Source organism: Sporichthyaceae bacterium (assembly GCA_036493475.1).
Lineage (GTDB): Bacteria > Actinomycetota > Actinomycetes > Sporichthyales > Sporichthyaceae > DASQPJ01.
The window spans coordinates 15,146-33,673 of sequence record DASXPS010000002.1; the positions used below are offsets into that span (position 1 = coordinate 15,146).

Annotated in this window: 13 protein-coding genes; 2 read left to right on the plus strand and 11 right to left on the minus strand. The window is 69.5% G+C overall.

Translation table 11 applies throughout. From position 1 onward, the window contains the following. Positions 1 to 315: 315 nt before the first annotated feature. From VGJ14_00105 to VGJ14_00125, 5 genes are read right to left on the minus strand one after another with little or no spacing between them, the layout of a single operon-like run. Complete coding sequence (locus tag VGJ14_00105; GenBank protein ID HEY2830794.1) at positions 316 to 2,502, minus strand: bi-domain-containing oxidoreductase; 2,187 nt, start codon at positions 2,500 to 2,502, stop codon at positions 316 to 318. Then, positions 2,503 to 4,443, minus strand: a complete 1,941-nt coding sequence (gene asnB / locus VGJ14_00110) for an asparagine synthase (glutamine-hydrolyzing) (protein HEY2830795.1) — start codon at positions 4,441 to 4,443, stop codon at positions 2,503 to 2,505. Then, positions 4,443 to 5,675, minus strand: coding sequence for a glycosyltransferase family 4 protein (locus VGJ14_00115; GenBank protein ID HEY2830796.1), 1,233 nt, complete (start codon positions 5,673 to 5,675; stop codon positions 4,443 to 4,445). The genes asnB and VGJ14_00115 overlap by 1 nt, the downstream gene beginning before the upstream one ends. Then, complete coding sequence (locus tag VGJ14_00120) at positions 5,669 to 7,000, minus strand: nucleotide sugar dehydrogenase (GenBank protein ID HEY2830797.1); 1,332 nt, start codon at positions 6,998 to 7,000, stop codon at positions 5,669 to 5,671. Before VGJ14_00120 ends, VGJ14_00115 begins: the two co-directional genes overlap by 7 nt. Beyond that, on the minus strand, positions 7,000 to 8,586 hold the full coding sequence (locus VGJ14_00125; GenBank protein ID HEY2830798.1) for a sugar transferase: 1,587 nt from the start codon (positions 8,584 to 8,586) through the stop codon (positions 7,000 to 7,002). The genes VGJ14_00120 and VGJ14_00125 overlap by 1 nt, the downstream gene beginning before the upstream one ends. 358 nt (positions 8,587 to 8,944) lie before the next feature. On the opposite strand from VGJ14_00125, the gene VGJ14_00130 reads away from it, so the two are divergent. Both VGJ14_00130 and VGJ14_00135 read left to right on the plus strand, forming a co-directional pair. Further along, complete coding sequence (locus tag VGJ14_00130; protein HEY2830799.1) at positions 8,945 to 9,685, plus strand: class I SAM-dependent methyltransferase; 741 nt, start codon at positions 8,945 to 8,947, stop codon at positions 9,683 to 9,685. 218 nt (positions 9,686 to 9,903) lie between these two features. Continuing rightward, positions 9,904 to 11,220, plus strand: a complete 1,317-nt coding sequence (locus VGJ14_00135; GenBank protein ID HEY2830800.1) for a right-handed parallel beta-helix repeat-containing protein — start codon at positions 9,904 to 9,906, stop codon at positions 11,218 to 11,220. On the opposite strand, the gene VGJ14_00140 is transcribed toward VGJ14_00135, so the two are convergent. The 6 genes from VGJ14_00140 to VGJ14_00165 form a co-directional block, all read right to left on the minus strand. Next, entirely contained in the window at positions 11,190 to 12,437 is a 1,248-nt protein-coding gene (locus VGJ14_00140; protein ID HEY2830801.1) for a hypothetical protein, read from the minus strand. The two genes, VGJ14_00135 and VGJ14_00140, sit on opposite strands and share 31 nt — an antisense overlap. 71 nt (positions 12,438 to 12,508) lie before the next feature. Continuing rightward, complete coding sequence (locus tag VGJ14_00145; GenBank protein HEY2830802.1) at positions 12,509 to 13,348, minus strand: LicD family protein; 840 nt, start codon at positions 13,346 to 13,348, stop codon at positions 12,509 to 12,511. Then, positions 13,345 to 14,553 carry a glycosyltransferase gene (locus VGJ14_00150; protein HEY2830803.1) on the minus strand — a complete coding sequence of 403 codons (1,209 nt, stop codon included), beginning with the start codon at positions 14,551 to 14,553 and terminating at the stop codon, positions 13,345 to 13,347. Before VGJ14_00150 ends, VGJ14_00145 begins: the two co-directional genes overlap by 4 nt. Continuing rightward, on the minus strand, positions 14,550 to 15,752 hold the full coding sequence (locus VGJ14_00155) for a hypothetical protein (protein ID HEY2830804.1): 1,203 nt from the start codon (positions 15,750 to 15,752) through the stop codon (positions 14,550 to 14,552). Before VGJ14_00155 ends, VGJ14_00150 begins: the two co-directional genes overlap by 4 nt. Beyond that, on the minus strand, positions 15,749 to 16,621 hold the full coding sequence (locus VGJ14_00160; GenBank protein ID HEY2830805.1) for a class I SAM-dependent methyltransferase: 873 nt from the start codon (positions 16,619 to 16,621) through the stop codon (positions 15,749 to 15,751). Before VGJ14_00160 ends, VGJ14_00155 begins: the two co-directional genes overlap by 4 nt. A gap of 1 nt (position 16,622) precedes the next feature. After that, positions 16,623 to 18,528 (minus strand): heparinase II/III-family protein (locus VGJ14_00165; protein HEY2830806.1); only part of this gene is annotated, 1,906 nt, incomplete at its 5' end.

Consider the following 18,528-nt stretch of genomic DNA (forward strand, 5'->3'; position numbering starts at 1 on the left):
GGGCCGAGGGTGGCGCGCATCCGGGCGAACGAATCGGGCCGAGAAAGGTAGACGACGCTGGCCTCACCCACAGCGCGGCAGGGGCCGACGTCCCGGAACAGCCCCCGGTAGGAGGGCAGGTCGCTGATCACCATGCGGTTGAGCAGTTCGTCGCCGGGCCCGCGGAAGCGCGGCGGGTCGTCCTGGAACGCGAAATAGGAGCATTCCTTGTGGGTGGGCAGAAAGATGTCGGGATGCCGACTCAGTCGCGAGGCGGCAAAACTCGTCCCGGCCTTCGCCGCACCCGCGATCACGAAATTCGGCAACCGGTGGGTCTCAGCTACCACTGTCGGCCTCCTCGACCGTCACCGCGATGCCGCTCGCGAGGCTGCGCGAGGTGGCCAGCGTGGCTCGCGTCGTCGAGATCAACGAGCCCAACGGGATCGGCATGGGCCCGCCGGTGCACACCGACCGCAGGAATGCCGAAACCTGGGCGCGCTGCCCTTTGTCCTGCCCGCGCGGCAACCGGCCGGAACTCCACCGCTGCGGTCCGTGCACGGCTGCTCGACGGAAGTCGGTCAGGCGCAGCAGCTTGGAGTCGGCGAGCAGCTCCAGGTTCTCCTTGCCCGCGCTCGGCGCGCCGGAGGTCGCGTAAGTGATCGTGGCCACCGACCCGTCGTCCCAGCGCACGGTGATCTGCAGATCGGCTGCCTGCGCAGTGGCGGTGGCGAACACCGACCGGGGCCGTGCCCCGAGCAGCCAGGCGAGGGTGTCCAGGAAGTGGCCGCCCTCCCCCTCGAAGCGGGTGCCCTCGGCCTCGGCGTCGGCGTACCAACTGTCGGCGGGCAACCGGCCGGCGTTCACCAGGTATCGCGCGGTGGCCGGGCCCGAACGCGACCCGAAGGCCTCCCGTGCCTCGACCAACAGCGGCGCGAAGCGACGGTTGAACCCGACATGCAGCCGGTCGTTGCCGGAGTCCCGCACCGCGTCCAGCACCTGCGAAATCTGATTCTCCGTCAGAGCCAGTGGTTTCTCCACGAACACTGCCTTGCCGGCCCGCAGCGCTTGCGCCACCAGATCGGCATGCGAGCGGTGCCGTGTCACCACGAACACCGCGGCCACGGTGTCGTCCTCCAGCACCGCGGCGGGGTCGGTGGCGGCCCGGGCGAAGCCGAATTTCTCCACTGCGTTCCTCGCGGAGAGGGCGGAGTTGGTGACCACGGTCGCCAGGTCGATGTCGGCCCGTCCGCGCAGGTGCGGCAGCAGCATGGATCCCGCATAGTTACCGGCGCCGATGAACCCGATCCGCAGCGGTCGGGGGGCCGGGGGGCGCCGCGACGAGGTGCCCGGCAGGGGCGAGGGCGCGATTGTCGTTTCGGGGGCCTCGACGCGCGCCGGGTCGACTTCGGGGTAGCGGAAGAGCACCGCGACCGACCGCAGCCCGCCCTCCTGCAGCGATCGGTAGGTACCCACGGCGTCGTCGAACTCGGCGACGTGCGAGATCAGCGGTGCCACGTCGAGCCGTTGCCGGCCCAGCAGGTCGACGAAGCACTCCATGTTCCGCCGCTCGGTCCATCTGACGTACTCCGCGGGGTAGTCGCGGCCCTCCATTTCGTAGCGCGGGTCATAACGACCCGGGCCGTAGGAGCGGGAGAAGCGGACGTCGAGTTCCTTTTCGTAGCAGGCGTTCCAGGGGAAGTTCATCGTGCACTTGCCGATGTCCACGATCCGGCCGCGGCTGCGCACCGCACGGACCGCCAGCGCCACCGGCGCGTCGTCCCGCGCGCCCGCGGTGATCAGGACGTGGTCGACCCCTCGGCCGCCGGTCGCCTCGGCGATCAGCGAGTCCAGCGCCGAACTCGGCGCGGCGGCCGCGATGGCCCCGACCCGCTGCGCCAACGCGCATCGGGACGCGTCCAGGTCCGCCCCGAGAACGCGCAGACCCGCGGCTGCGCACAGTTGCACCGCGAGCTGACCGATCAGGCCCAGACCGATGACCAGCACGCTTTCCCCGAGGGCCGGTTCCGCCTGCCGCAGGCCCTGCATGGCGATCGCGCCGACGGTGGCGAAGGCGGCATGAGGGTCGGCGACGGTGTCCGGTACCCGCACGAACAGGTTGCGCGGCACCCAGTTGTACTCGGCGTGCAACGCCTGCTCGTTGCCCGCGGCGGCGACCCGATCCCCGACGGTGACATCGGCGACGCCGTCGCCCACCGCGGTGACCGTGCCGGCCAGCGAGTACCCCAGCGGCGTCCACGAGTCGAGTTTGTTCATCACCTTCTGGTAGGTGGCGACCGGCCCGGTCGACGCCACGGTGGCCAGCACCTTGGCGACCTGGTCGGGGCGGGCCCGGGCCTTGCCGACCAGCGACATGGCGGCCTCGTCGACCTTCATCAGTTCGGTGCCGGTGGAGATGAGCGAGTACGAGGTGCGCACCAGCACTCCGCCGGGACGACAGGCGGGCACGGGTGTGTCGATCAGTGCGAGTTCACCGGTGCGGTAGTTCTGCACGACCTGTTTCACTCAACCCACCTTCACCGGTTCGGACGTGGACGAGGTTGATCCGTTCGCGGGCGCGGCGCCGGCGCCCAGCGCACCGCGGTACCAGTACTCCAACGTGAGGATGTGCCAGAGCTGTTTGGCGCGGTCCTGAACGCCGGCGGCGTCCTGTGCCATCAGCGCGGTGATCGCTTCGGTGCGTATCAGGCCGGCGGACACCAGGGCGCCGTCGTGGGCAACCTCGCGCATCAGCGGCGCCAGGTCGCGGCTCATCCAGGCACGCAGCGGCGCACTGAACAGGCCTTTGGGGCGATCGATGATCTCGGCGGGCAGGACCCCGGCGGCGGCCTGTTTGAGCACGATCTTGCCGCGCCGGCCGGCGATCTTGCGGTGGCCGGGGAAGGAGAACGCGGCCTTGACCACCTCGACGTCCACGAAGGGCACCCGGACCTCGGTGGAGGCGGCCATGCTGGCCCGGTCGGTGTAGGTCAGGTTCAGGCCCGGCAGGAACAGGCGCGCATCGGCCAGACACATCCGGTTCACGTGGTCGTCCAACCGTTGGTCGTCGTACACCGCGGCGTGCTCGTCGAGCACGTCGTGCACCAGTGGCGCCAGGTCGGGGTCCAGGGCCGCGCACAGCTCGGCGCCGTCATAGAGGGTGTAGCTGCGTCGGAATGCCGTCTGTTCGTCGCATTCGGCGAAGGACAGAAATCGCTTGGCGAATCGCACGGATCGGTAGCCACGGGTGCGTCCGGACACCGGCAGCCGCTCCACGACGGACCCGATCGAGCGTCGCAGCGGGTGCGGCAGGTGTTGGTAGCGCAACGCGAGCAGGTTCGCGGCGTGCTTGCGGTATCCGCCGAACAACTCGTCGGCGCCCATGCCGGACAGCAACACCTTGATGCCGGCGTCGCGGGCTGCCGAGCAGATCAGGAACTTGTTGATGGCCGCCGGATCGCCGATCGGTTCATCGAGGGTGTGCACCATCCGCGGGAGTTCTTCGGTGATGTGCGGGGCGATCTCGATCTCGTGCAGGCGCACGCCGAACTGCCGGGCGACCCGGCGGGCGTACCGCAGGTCGTCGGGCATCGCCTCCCATTTGGCGTCCGCGTCACGGAACGCGATCGTCCAGGCCTGCAGGCCCGGCCGCTCACGGGCGGCAAGCGCGGTGAGGTAACTGGAGTCCAGCCCACCGGACAGGAATGCGCCGACCTCAACGTCGGCCAGCAGGTGCCGGCGGGTGGAGTCGGCGATGACCTCGGCCAGGTCCGGTTGGGGACCCTCGGCGGCAGCCGCCGCGACCTCGGCCACCGACCAGTACCGCCCGTGCACCACGCGGCCGTCGGGTGCGATGCGCAGCCAGCAACCCGGTTGCAGCTTGTGCACCCCCACGAACGCGCACCGCGAATCCGGAACCCAGTAGTACAACAGCGAGGCAACCATCGCCCCGGCGTCGATGCGCAGCGAGGGACCCAGCGCCGCGACGATTGCCTTCAGTTCCGACGCGAACAGCACACCGGATCCTCGGGGCACCCAGAACAGCGGCTTGATACCGAGTTGGTCGCGGACCAGCGTCACCTCCCCGGTGCGCTGATCGTGCACGGCGAACGCGAACATGCCGCGCAGCCGCGGCAAACAGTCCGTGCCCCAACGCCGCCAGGCCTCCAGCAACACCTCGGTATCGGACGAGCCGCGGAACCGAACGCCGGCGGAGATCAACTCCCGCCGCAGTTCCGGTGAGTTGTACAGCTCCCCGTTATAGGTCAGCGCGAGGCCGTCCCGGTCCATCGGCTGTGCGCCGGTCGGCGACAGATCGAGGATGGACAGCCGGCGATGGCGCAGTTCCACGCCATCACGGCTGTAGCTGCCCGCGCCGTCGGGACCACGATGACCCAGCACGGCAATGACTCGATCAGCAACTGAGGCACCGTCAGGCCAGCCGACGGTACCGGCGATCCCGCACATCAGGCGGGCATCTGGTCACGCGGCGCCCCGGGGGCGCCGACCAGCTCCCGGTACAGCTCGACGTACGCCGGCGCCTGGCACCGCCAGGCCAGGACCTCCTCGATCCGAACCCGGCCCGCCTGTCCCATCTCCTTGCGCCGGGGCTCGTCGTCCAGCAGGGCGAGGACCGCCTCACCGAAGTCCTCCGTACTGTTCGGCCGGGCGTATACGGCGGCGTCCTGCGCGGACACCTTGGTCTCCACCAGGTCGAAGGCCACCACGGGGAGTTCGTGCGCCATGTACTCCATCGTCTTGTTCATGGTCGACACGTCGTTGAGTGGATTGCGCGGATCGGGCGACAGCCCGACGTCCGCGGCGGACAGGATCCGCCGGACCTCCGCGTCGGGGACCCGCCCGGTGAAGGTCACCGCCGATTCCAGCTGCAGCGTTCTGGTCAGCGCGCGCAGGCTCGGGGCGGCGTCCCCGTCCCCGATGAGGATGAGCGCCACATCGTGTCGGCCCCGGGTGTGCACGATGTGATGCATGGCCTGCAGGGCGAGGTCCACCCCGTCCTGAGGGCCCATCACTCCGAGGTAGGCCAACAGATATTGATGTCCCGCCCGGACGGAAGGGTCGACCGTTCCGCGATGCATCCGGGTGGGGTCCGGCCCGGTCCGCACCACCGCCACGTGGTCTCCTCGTTTGCCGCCACGCTCGAGTGCTTTGCGGCGATAGGACTCGTTGGTCGAGACCACGCGGTCGGCCGCCAGGTAGGTCAGCCGTTCGGTGGCCAACAGCGCCCGCCGGATCGCGTCGGAGCCGTCGGGGAAGCGCGATTGATACAGCTCCGGGCAGAGGTCGTGCTGGTCGAAAACGATTTTGACCCGCCGCAGCAACTTGAACGGGACCGCCGCCACCCACAGCACGTCGGGTGGGTTGCACAATTGCACCGCGCGGAACGGCTCGCGCCGCCACACCCGCAGCAGGCCGAGGAAGGTGGCCAGGATCGACCAGGCGTACTCGGCCACGAACAGCATCTGACGGGTGATCGGCGGGAACGGCCGGTACTTGTACAGATGCACGCCCTCGATCTCCTGGTGGGCCGGGTCCCCCGGTGCCTTCGGGCACACCACCGAGACCTCGAACCCTGCCTCGCGCAGCGCCCGGCATTCCAGCCAGACCCGACGGTCGAAGGGGACCGGAAGGTTCTGCACGACGATGCACACGTGCGCGCCGCCGCGCCGCTTCACCACCCGATGCCCTCGTAGCCGGGGAGCGCCTCGATCCGCGGGCCCAGGCGTCCGTTGAGGTCGAACACACATCCCGCGCCGGCGGCGGCGACCGCCCCCAACCCGGCCGGGTCGGCGTTGGACACGATGATCACCGAACACCCGTCCACCGCCTCGGCCGGTGAGTCGTAGAGCACCCGGTGCAGATGCGGCAGTCGCGCTTCCACCTGGCGCAGGTTCGCGCCGGTCAACCGCCGCGGGTTGACCACCGGGTCGTGGATGCGCAGCTCGAGGCCCTTGCCGATGAGCAGCTCGGCCAGCGCGACGTTCGGGCTCTCCCGCAGGTCGTCGGTCGCCGCCTTGAACGACAGCCCCAGCAACGCGACCCGTCGGTTGTGCCCGAGTTCCTCGACCCGCCGGACCACCCGCTCGGCGAGATCGCGCACCAGGTGATCGTTGGAGGCCAACACGGCATCCAGCACGGGCAGGTCGGTGGATGTGCTGCGGGCCAGGTACATCAGGCTTCGCACATCCTTCGGCAGGCAGGAGCCACCGAAAGCGAAGCCGGGCCGCAGATAGGCCGGCGACACGTTCAGCACGGTGTCCTTGACGAAGAGCTCCATCACCTGACGGGCGTCCACACCGAGGCGGCGATAGAGGCTCGCCAGTTCGTTGGCGAAGGCGACTTTGAGTGCGTGGAAGGCGTTGCAGCTGTACTTGAGCCCCTCGGCGACGCCGAGCGGAACGTGGTAGGTGTCGCAGGGCAGGAAATGGAACAGCTCCCGCACCGCGGCGGCGGCGGCTTCCTCACCGCCAACGACCAGGAACGGTGGGTCGAAGAAGTCGGCGACGCCGGAACCCTCGCGCAGGAACTCCGGGCAAGAGGCCACGTGCAGGTCGGCGCCCAGCGTGCGTCCGGAGCGCTGCGTGAGCAGCGGCGCCACCACGTCGGAGATGGTGCCCGGCGGCACTGTCGAGCGGATCACCACGGTGTGCGGCCGCGACCGTCCGCGCAGCGCCTCCCCGACCTCGCCGACGGCCCGACTCAGCTGCGCGAGATCGGTGCTGCCGTCGATCGCCGACGGCGTACCGACGCACACTACGGTGATGTCCGCATCTGCCACCGCATCGGCCGCGACGGTGGATGCGCGCAGCCGGTCGGATTCCACGGCCAGGGCCACGATTGCGTCCAACCGGGGCTCGATCACCGGTGGTCGACCGTCGGCCAACGCGTTCACCTTGCCCGCGTCGACGTCGACGCCGATGACCCGATGACCCTTCACCGCGAGGCACGCGGCGGTCACCGTTCCGACATAGCCCAGCCCGAGCACCGCGATGTTCATGGCCATCAGTACGCCCCTCCGCCTCGTACCACCGTGGCCACGGTTCGGCACATGATCAGCAGATCCATGATTGGTGACCAGTTCTCCACGTAGCGGACGTCGAGCCGGACCGTGTCCTCCCAGGACAGGTCGCTGCGGCCGCTGACCTGCCACAGGCCGGTCATGCCCGGCTTGACGTGCAGCCGACGGCCGGCACTGCGGTCGTAGGTCTGTACCTCACGCAGCAGCGGTGGACGTGGCCCGACCAACGACATCGACCCACCCAACACGTTGAACAGTTGCGGCAGCTCGTCCAACGAATGTCGGCGCAACCAGCGGCCGACCGGCGTCACCCGCGGGTCGTCGACAATCTTGAACAGCGGGCCGGCTCCTTGATTGCGTGCCAGCAACGCGTCCTGACAACGGTCGGCACCCACCACCATCGTGCGGAACTTCAACATCGGGAACGTGGTGCCGGCCCGCCCCACCCGCTCCTGGCGGTAGAACACGGGGCCACCACTGCGTCGTACCGCGATCGCGATGCCCAGCAACAGCGGCGAGAGCAGCACAAGCAGCAGCGTCGCTCCGATCAGATCGGTGGCCTGCTTGATCAACCGTCGCACGCCGGTGAGGGTGGGTTCGGTCAGCCGCAACAGGGGGAAGCCGTCAACGGAGTCGATGCGCAACCTCGAGCCCATCAGCGCCATCAGCCCGGGGTCGACGACCACCTCGGCGTTGCTGCCCTCCAGGTCCCAGGCGAGTTCCTGCAGCCGCGCATTGGTCCAACTCGGGTCGGGCGCGATCGCGACCACGTGGTAGCCGAACTCCCACACTGCATCGACCATGCCGTCGTGATCGCAGATCACCGGCACTTCCCCCACCTGCATCGGCAGGTCGCCCTGCTCCCCGCGGGGCACACACACTCCGGTCACCAGCCAACCGTCCTGCGGGGCGCGGCGGGTGCGCTGCACCAGCTCCTCCACCGCGGCGGGTGTGCCGACAGCGATCACGTTGCGCATGCACAGCCCACGGCTGCGGTATCGGCGCAACTGGCGGCGCAGCAGCGCCCGACCGGCCACCGCCAGCACCAGCGCGACCGGCGTGACCCCGAACGCGTACGGACGCAGGGAAGGCTCCTTCAGTGCCAATCCGGCCACGCCGACCAGCAACGCCAGCCACAGGAAGCCACGGAACACCCGGGTGTACTCGTCCGGTCCGCGACCGAGTTCCGCGGCGTCCCAGGCGCGCACCGTGCGCAGGGTCAGCACCGCCGCGGCGAACTCCAGGGCCACGAACTGGGCGTGCGCCTGCGTCGACGGGGCCCGCGCGCCCCATACCTGGTGCATCAGTTCGGACAGGCCGATCGCGAGCAGATCGCTCGCGATCACCGCTTTGCGGTACCGCTGCTCCCACGCGGGTCTGGCCACCGAGACCCGCACCGAAACCTGGGTCCGCAGGTGCTCCACGGACGGCTGACGCAGCCGTGGTGGACGGGCTTCGTGCGGACGGGCTTCGTACCGCGGCGATGCCGTGCTGCGGTAGGTGATCGAGGTCCCGAGCCCGGCGATCTGAGCCACCACGCCGCCCTTTCCGTCGTTCTGCTGCGCGCTCACCAACGCATGCACCTAAAGCTGTACGTTTCCTTGAAAGGTGCTTGCGGTAACGCTGAAAACAACTTGGGATCTTGCTGGCAATAGCGCGTGATCAACCTTGATCCCAGCGGGGTGCTGCCCAAGATCCAGCGCCGCAAACAGTGGGTAAACGCTCTTTTTTGCCGGCAAACGAGCGGTCCGGCTTGCGCGCGAATTCGGGGCGGCGCGGCGGCTGTTAATTCTTTGTGTCCGCCGCCCTAACGACACTGGAAGTAACGTGAAGTCAGCGGCCGAGTACGCAACGCAGTTAAGTTTCGGCCGGGTAGTCGGGGCAAGCATGCGCTTGACTTGGGAAGCCCTGTGACCCGAGGCTTCGAGGATGCTCGATCAGGAACAATCAACGACCTGGCTGTCAGGCCTGCACCGACTGAACGGCGTGATCCACGCCCACGGGCAGCCACTGATCGGAAATTTGTGCTACCTGCATAAACAAGAGGATTACCTGCGCAGCGAGCCTGCTCCCGATTTCCGGGAAAAGCGCGCGCGATTTCGTGAGGCGGTTGTCAAACGCCGACGAATGCTCGAGATAGGCGTGAATGGCGGGCATTCGGCATACGTGGCCCTCACCGCCAACCCTGATCTGGAATTTCATGGCATCGACATCTGCGAGCACGTTTACGTCCAGTCAGCCGTAGACCATCTCGCGGACCAGTTTCCGGGCCGGGTCCACTTTTATCGCGGGAGCTGTTTGGACCTCATGCCCCGGTTGGCAAAGCAGGGCGAAAAATTCGATGTATTCCACATCGACGGCGCCAAACACACCTACCTCAGCGACCTCTACTGGGCGAGCCGAATGATCTCCGGAACGTCCGCGGCACTGATCATGGACGACACCGAGCAGGACGCGCTGTCCATCGTTTGGAAGGTCTGCACCCGGCTCGGGGTGATCGAGGCGGGACCCGCGAGAGCGGACGGCGCGCGACACAGCAGCGAGGTCGGGACACTGCGCCGACTCCCGCGCTGGAAGCAGTGGCTACTGCGCTGCCTGGTGGTCGGGGCGGCGGCGTGGGTGCGGGTGAGAAACACCGTGCGCAAGGTCCGAAGCTCTCGACAGGGCTGACCACGATGCCGGCGTGGTGGACCACCCGGGTACCGACCGTGCTCCTCGCCGCGTCGCTGAGTGCGGGATGCGCGCCCACAACGCCACGTGCGGCGGCCTCACCGTCGTCGTCGCCGTTGGCCAGGACCGACGCGGCACGCGGTGCCGTGGGGGATCGACCGGCAGTCTGCGACCACCCTCCCGCCGGGCCGCCGAGTTTGCCGGCCGGGGCAGTGAGCGTGGACCCCGCTGTCGTCGGCGACCTCCCGACCAAGACGCGCGCCAATCCGGCAGGCACCACGTTCTGGCTCGCCCCCGGCGTCCACTCGCTGGGTGGCGGCCCTTTCGCACAGGTGATCCCGAAGGACGGCGACGTCTTCCTTGGCGCACCGGGGGCGGTGCTGGACGGTCACGGAATCACCCGGTACGCGTTCACTCAGCACGCCGGTGACGTCACGATCCGGTACCTGACGGTGCGGGGCTTTGTTCCGCCGCGCAACGAGGGCGTGGTCAATCACGACTCCGGGAACGGCTGGGTCATCCGCGACAACGCGATCAGGGGCAACCGCGGCGCGGCCTTGATGGCGGGCGCGAACCAACAGGTGGTCGGCAACTGCCTCGCCGACAACGGCCAGTACGGAATGAACGCATATCAGGCGGCCGGCGGCATCACGAATCTTCTCGTCCAGGGCAATGAGATCGTCGGCAACGACGCCGATGATCTTGAGGCGACCCAGCCCGGATGCGGTTGCTCCGCGGGCATCAAGTTCTGGGCGGTCTCCGGTGCCGACGTGCGCGACAACTGGGTGCACGGCAACCGGTCGGCCGGTCTCTGGGCGGACACCAACAACAACGATTTCTTGATCGAGAACAACTGGATCGAGGACAACGACAGCGAAGCGGTGACCTACGAGATCAGTTACAACCTGGTCCTGCGCAACAACACGATCCGCCACAACACGGTGCGCAAGGGCACGTCCTTCGCCATCCGCAAGGACGACTTCCCGGTGGCCGCGGTTTACCTCAACGCCTCCGGCGGTGAACCGCGGGTCCCCGCCCGCACCGATCGCGTCGAGATCTACGGCAATCTCTTCGACCGCAACTGGGCCGGAATCACTGCGTTCGAGGACGCCAACCGCTTCTGCAACAGTCCGGTCAATACCTCCCGGGGCGCCTGCACCCGGGTGGGTCCCACGCGGGCCGACTGTGTCCAGCCGGGCATTTCCTCCGAGCCGTTGCTCAGCGATTGTCGATGGAAGACCCAGCGAGTCGCGGTGCACGACAACTTGTTCGTTTTCGACCCATCGGCGGTCGGCTGTCCGAACGGGTTGTGCGGCTGGATGGCGCTGCTGGCCAACACCGGGACGAAGCCGGATTGGTCGCCGTACAAGGGTTCGACGGTCTCCGACGCGGTCACCTTCCGCCAGGACAACGTCTGGTCGCACAACACCTACCGCGGGCCCTGGCGGTTCGTGGTGCACGACACCACGCGGCGGGTGGACTTCGACGGGTGGCGGGATGGCCCCTACCGGCAGGACACCGGTTCGACGTCGTGAGTGACGTTCACACCGGGCGGCGCGGCGGTGGCCACCCGAATCTCGGCCTCGAGGTCCCACCACCAGAAGACCGACGCGATCGCGGTGGCCACCACCACCCCCCACACCGTGCCCTGCACCCCGGACAGCGCCGCGCCGACCACCCCGAAGATCAGCGTCAGCGCGCTGGTCACCAGCTGCGCCCGCAAGCTGCGTCGCGCCGCGCCGAGGGCGCGCAGTCCCACGCGGGCCGCGGCGGCCGGCTGGTTCACCACGAAGATCAGGGTGGTCGGCAGGATCAACGGCCGGGTGCTAGCCCACAGCGGACCCAGCACCGCTCGACCCGCCGCGGTCGGCAGCAGCAGCAGAAACAGTCCCCAGCCCACCACCAGCACGATCTTGCCCGCGGCGAACGAGACGCAGAACCTTCGCACCCGCTGCGGGCGGGTGGCCACGGTGCGCACCGCCTCGGCGATGCCGAACAGCGTCAGCCCCGTCAACCACACGGTCAACGGGCCGAACAACAGGTTGGCGCCGCGCACGCTGCCGAGCGCACCGAAGCCCATGACCGCCGAACGTCCATAGCTCAACAGCTGCACCGACCCGGCCTGCGTCACGTTCTCCGGCAGGTAGCGCGCGTTCAGCTCGCGGTGGGCGCCGAGCCAACCCCGCACGGCGGCCGGTCGCGGGCAGAACGCCGCCTGGACGATGCCCGCCGTGGCGGCGACCAGAGCGGCGATACCCCAGGCCAACAGGAAGGCGCTCGGACTGCCGGCCCGCCCGGCCGGGAACAGCAGGGGGACGACCACCACGCAGCTGATCAAGTCGTTGACGAACGCCTTCTTACCGGCTCCGACGGCGATGAAGCTGATTCGCCAGGCGTCCTGCACCAGCACGCCCGGCAGCACCACCCCGAGCGCGAGCATGGCGTGACCGAGCAGGCCACCCAGGGCGAGTCCGGCGACCGCGCACAGACCGCCGACCCCGACCCCGACAGCCAGTGCCGTGGCCAGAGCGGCGGAGGTGGCCCGGCGCCACGGCGCCTGCGCCACCCCGGAGTAACGCACCGTCAGAGGGTCGGTCGACAGGCCGCGGGACATGGCCAGGGCAACGCCGTAGGTCACCCAGGCGGTGCTGAACACGCCGAAGCCGGCGGCACCGCACTGGTGCGCGGCGGGAATCCCGACCAGGAAACTGTTCAGGCTCGACATCGCCTGGTCGGCGACGGCCCAACTCATCCGCCCCCGCATGCCTGTTCGGGCGGGGGCGGGCGTCGGCGAGGAGACCGCGGTCACGGCCGCAGGCGGCGTCACTGCTCGGCGCGCCAGTAGGCCGCCCAGCAGTGGGGGCTGACCCGTTGATCCTCCGGCGGGAGGACCTGCCAGTCTTCGTACAGCTGCTCCAGGATTTCTTTCCAGCGCACCGGCGCCGGCCGCTTGACCCCTTCGAAGCTGATGTCCTGCCCGGTGCCGAAGTATTCGACGGGAACGTGCCAGTGAGCGGTCACCACGCTGACCCCGGCGCGCTCGGTCCGCCGGTCCCCCGCACCGCGGGCGACGCGGTTCAGTCGCCTGCTCAACCTCGTCGGCGACAACACCACCCGCGGCACGATCGTCTTCCAGGTGGGCCGCGAGGAGGTGAAGCTGGCCGCGTGCAGGCGGCGCAGGAACGACGTGCGTCGGATGTACCACCACGAGGCGAGCGCGCTGTCCGGGACGGCGTCCACCGGGAACAGATCGATGAACACGCCGAGGTCCACGTTCTTCGCCACGTCGGCGAAGTGCACCGTGCGGGCGTCCCAGAGCTTGCCCGCGCGGAACGGCCAGGTGGTGTCCAGTTCCGCGCAACCGAACCGCAGCGTGTCCGCGGGCGGGGAAGTGCCGAAGGCGCGGGCGAAACGCTCGTAATCGGCGCGCGGGAGCATGAGGTCGATGTCATCGTCCCACGGGATGTAGCCGCCGTGTCGGGCCGCGCCGAGCAACGTGCCGTAGGCGAGGTAGTAGCGAATGTCGTGGGCGGCGCAGAAGCGGTCGAAGGTGTCGAGGAGGTTCAACTGGATCGTTCGCACATCGGCCACAGACAGCCTGTTCCGGCGCCCCATCACGGTGTCGTAGCCGGCGTCCGGCTCGAACAAGGCCTCTGCACTCATACGGAAGCCCCCCGCTGCCCGCGGATGGCGGCACGGTAACCGGTGACCAGTCGGTCGAGGCCGACCTGCTCGGTGAAATCGCACAGGTATCGAGCCCGGGCTGCGGCACCGAGGCGCAGCGAGGTCGCGGGATCGGCGAGCGCGGCGAGCGCGGCCGCCAACTCGTCCGCGTCACCCGGAGTGTGCAACACGCCTGATATACCGTCAGATATCAGCTCCACCAGGGATCCGTGCGCTGCTCCCACCGCGGGAACCCCGGCGGCCATCGCCTCGACCACCACCAGCCCGAACGCCTCCGGCCAGACCGAGGGCACCACCACCGCGCGCGCGGCGGCGATCAGCCGTTCGCAGTCGACCCGGTCGCGCAGCCCCAGATACTCGACGTCGTCGCGACCCTGCGCCCACGCCGACACCGCGCCGGCCAGATCCCCGGTCCCGGCAATGCGTAAGGGCGTCGCCCGGCGGGCCGACTCCGGTAGTCGGTCCCATGCGGACATCAACAACGCCACGCCCTTCTCGTCGTTGAGCCGGCCCAGATAGAGCAGGTACTCCCCGGCTCCGGTGCGACGGATGGCGGGTTCGGCAACGAAGTTGTGCTTGACCATCAGGCGTTCGGCAGGCATCCCGGCGGCGATCAGGGCCCGCCGTTGTGCCGCGGAGATGCAGAAGAACGTCTCCACGCCGTGCCACCAGCGCCGCCGATTGGCCACCATGGCCACCGTGAGCGGGATGGTCGCCGCTCGGGATCCTCGGTAGCAGCCGTGTCGCAGGGACGGCCAGGGCACCCGCCCCACACAGTCGTCGCACACCCGCCCGTCGCGGTAGAGGGTTCCTGAGGGACACACCAACCGGAAGTTGTGCAACGTCGCCACCACCGGCACGCCGGCGGAATTCGCGGCCCGAATCGCCGACGCGGTCACCATCGGGAACGTGTTGTGCAGGTGCACGACGTCGGGGGAAAACGTGGCGATCCGGCGCGCGAGTGCGTCACCCGCGCGCCGGGATCCGGGGATCTCGGCGATCACCCGGGCCTGCTGCAGCCGCGTCATTGCCACGATGTCGTCGCTTCGCCGCACCAGTGTCTCGACCCGGTGGCCATGAGCCCGCAACAGCGCGACCTCTTGGTCGAACACGCGGTCCTCCCCGCTGGGCTGCCCGGTGCGGTAGCGGTTGTGCGCCACCAGCACCCGCAGCGACCCGGTCATGGATGTGCCCCACGTGGGTCGTGCACCAGCGCGGCGGCCAGCACGGCCAGCAGTAAGTACGGGCTGGCGTCCGCGAAGCCGGTCTCGGTGTAGGACACCACGGCGAGGTAGCTGACCAGGAACGCCGCGACCGTTCGGCCCGGCGAGGGGCGCGCCGAGATCACCGCGAACAGCAGCACGACGAAGATGCCGATGAAGATCGCCAGACCGATGTAGCCCTGCTCGTGGTAGACGGAGAGCCAGGCGTCGTCGATGGGTCGCCCGTGGAATGACTTGTCCGACAGCCCGTGTCCGAACGTCCGCTGCTCCAGCGTGCGCGGTTGGTCGAGCAAATTGGTCCACACCACGGTGCGGCCGGAGAGCTGGGAGAAGCCCTGGGTGCTCTGGCCGCGCTGCAGCCAGGCGAGCACGAACGGAGCTGCCAGGACGGCGCCCACCGCCCCCAGCGCGGCCATCCCGGCGAGGAACCGGCCGGCGCGCCGGTTGCTCAGTACGGACGTGCCCGCCGCCACGGTCAGCGCGATGAGCAGCGCGAAGATCGCAGTGCGCGAGTGGGCCAGCATCAGCATGATCAGCGAGCCGGGCAGGATCATGCGTAGCGTCCGCCCGGAGACCTGACCGGCCAGCCACATCGCGACCAACAACCCGGTGCCGATCGCGGTGAACTCGGAGACCTCCGAGGCCGGCATCGGCCAGAGCGTTCCGACCAGCCGCGGTCGCAACGAGCGCCCACCCGAGGCGAACACACCCAGGATCACCAATGCCTGCACGGCCAGACAGGCGCGGATGTGGGCCCGGACCAGGGCCAACGGCTCCCGCCAGGCCGGCGATAACAGCCAGAGGGTGGCGACGAACAGCCCGAGCCGGGTGCACCGCCACAGCGATCCGGGACCCGCTTCCAGCCGCACGCTCGAGGCCAACGCGGCGATCGCCAGCAGGGTGAACAGGGTGAGCACCAGGTTCGGTCGGATCAGCAGCCGGGAATTCCAGGCGACCACGAAGCCGAACGCCACCAGCAGTGCGGCCATCGCGACCGCCTTGCCCAGCTGGACGGGGATCGGCAACAGCCCGCCGCCGAAGTACGGCGTGGTGTTGATCAGCAGCAGCGTCCAGATCACCGCGGGGGTGTCGGACGTGATCGCGGCGCGCACCGCCGCCACGCGTTCGAGCGGCGGGGCCGCCGTTACCGCTGCGGTCATCCCGGCGACCCGTCGGATTGCAGGACCAGCCAGAGGTGCCAACCCAGCCGACCGGCCCCGGGCATCCCGTGCACCGGCAGCGGCGGGGCGTGCATGTAGTCCTGCCAGGACCGCACCAGCCGGAATCCGGGAAAGTCGCGACGCACCTCGGGCAACGAGTACACCCGCGCGAAGGGATTGAGCGGGCCGTCGGTGTTGCGGTGGGTGAAGTTGTCCAGCCGCAGATAAGAGCGCAATCCGACGGCCTCGGCGTTGTCCAGATGCCCGCGCAGTGTCGACGTGCGACGAACCGCGGGCACCCGCCGCAGCGGGTACGCGGCGGCCAACAACGCCCGGCGCACCAGACGGATGCTCACCTGAAAGTTCAGCGACCGGCGGGCGTACAGCATCATCACCAGCAGGCCGTCCGGGCGCAGCACTCGTCGGATCTCCGCGGCCGCCGTGGTGATCTCCGGTACGTGGTGCAGCACCCCGTGGCTGAACACGATGTCGAACTCCCGATCCGGCCACGGGATCGACAGCACGCTGCCCTGCTTGATCTCACCGTGCGGCAGATCCCGCAGTTCCAGCCGCGCCCGGACCCGACGCACCGCCTCGTCGGTGAGGTCGAGCCCGGACCAGTGCCCGCCCCGGCGAATGATCTGCTCGGACTCCGCACCCTGGCCCAGGCCGATCTCCAGCACCCGGCGACCGGCCCATTCGACGCTGTCCAGGCACGCCGGGATGTGCCCCTCCTGCCGGTAGCGCCAGGCGTCGTACGCGGCGAAGAAGCGTTCGAGGTCGCCGTGGTGGGCCTGCTCCAGGCCGCCGACGAGTCCGTCACCGCAGGGATGGGCTTGCCAGAAGTCCTGGATGGACGACTCGTTCATCTCACCACCGCCACTTCAGCACGCTGGTCAGTACGGTTTGCGCGGACGCGGTCCCGGTGCCGGTGAGCAGCCACGTGGGCTGTTTGCGCCCGAATCCGGGCGAGTACCAACCCGCGGGTGGATCCTGCTCGCCGCGGTGCGCCGACCAGCTCAGCTCCGCCGGCAACTCCAGCAGCGCGTCCCGGTCGCCTCCGGCGTCGACCCACCGCAGCGCGGCCCGATCGGCGTGCAGATCGACCGCGACGCCCGGACCGAGGTGGAAGCTCAGCCGACACTCCCGGCGGGCATCGCCCACCACGGTGTCCCGAACGGTCAGCCTGCCCGCCGCCGGCTCGAGCACGACGACGCGTCGGTGTCGCAGACCGGTGCGGCGCAGGTACCCGTCGTGCTCCCCGGCCCAACGACCGCGGCCACCGGGCTCCTGATGGGCCGTCAGCACACGGCTTCGAGCGTGCCGCGTCCACAGGAACGGGCCGCTGGATTCAGACTGGTCGACGCCGTCGAGTTCGAGGGTGTTGTGCCCCCGGGTGGACCGGAACGCCGCCCGCCATTGCGGTTCGGTGTGGTAGCAGTACGTGCCGGGGTCGGCGAGGATATCCGTCCCGTCGATGCGCACCTCCATCGACAGGGCGTCCGCGTGCGCGTGCGCGGCGATCGACCCGAAGCCGTGCGGACCACCGTCGCAGCGCACCCAGATTTCGCTGCCGGGCCGGTCGGGTGCGCGGCCGCGCAGCACGGTCACCCCGGCGTCGGCGAAGTCGTCCGGCCGCTGCGTCGGCCGCGGTCGCTGCGTCGGCCGGGTGCGGAACAGTGAGCCCAGCAGGACGGCGCGGGCGTCCGGTTCGGGCAGGGCCGGCCACCAGTCGGCCGCGCCGAACGCCGCGGCCGCGGCACTGAGCAGGTCCGCCGTGCGCTGCTCGCCGAGCGCCTCCAGCGCGAGCGCCTGTCCGTCGTCGCCGTCGCCCTGCCGGGGGCCGCGCAACCCCACATCGACGACCGCGGCCAGGGCGTCCGCAATGGCGGTGAGCAGTTCGGGCAATCGCGGCGGCACCGGATACCGCGCCGCGTCCGCCTCGGCCAACGCCACCAAACCGAGTTCGAGAACCAGCCCGTGGTAATCGCCGGCCTGCTCGCGATTCAGGCCCGAACCGAAGGTATTGCGCTCCAACGCGGTCACCAGTGCGTCGAGGGACTCCGCGCGCCACCGAGCGGATTCCGGGTACCAGTCGAAGGCGCACGCGGCGACGAAGCGACCCGCGGCTTCGGCGACCCAATGGTTGTTGGCCGAGGACCCCACACTCGGCATGGCCGCCAGCCATGCCTGGTGCTGATAAATCTGCGCCTGCGCCTCGGGGTTGTCGTCGAACACCTCGCGCACCCGGGGCCAATCGGCCAACAGCCGACGGACCCACGTCCAAGAAATCAGTCGCACGCCGAGTTCGATCCCGCTGATCCAGTGCGGACCCCGCCACGGCGGATTTCCCGCCCACCAGGACTTCAGGTGGTCCGCGACCCGCTCGGCGCACCGCTCGTCGCCGCGCAACGCCCAGCCGGCGGCCAGCACGGTCAGGTGATGATGCCGGGACAGTTCCCAGATCTGCTTGATGTCACCGACGGCGCTCTGGTCGCGATAGGCGATATCGAAGGCGAATTCCTCGGACGCCGCACGCCGGCCGCTTCCCGGATCGAGCCACCAGTCCGGGGCCACCAGGTCCTCGCGCAGCACACCGAACGTCTCCCACCGTCCGCACAGCAGGTCCTCGACGGCGGCCCGTACCCGGTCGCGCGCGGGGGCCGGCACCGCGGCCGCCGCACCGGCCGGCAGCGCCATCGGTCCGCGGCGGTCGTGGCGCAGCGCGGAGGATTCCGGCACCCGATGCCGGCGGCGTTCCACCAACGCCCGGTCA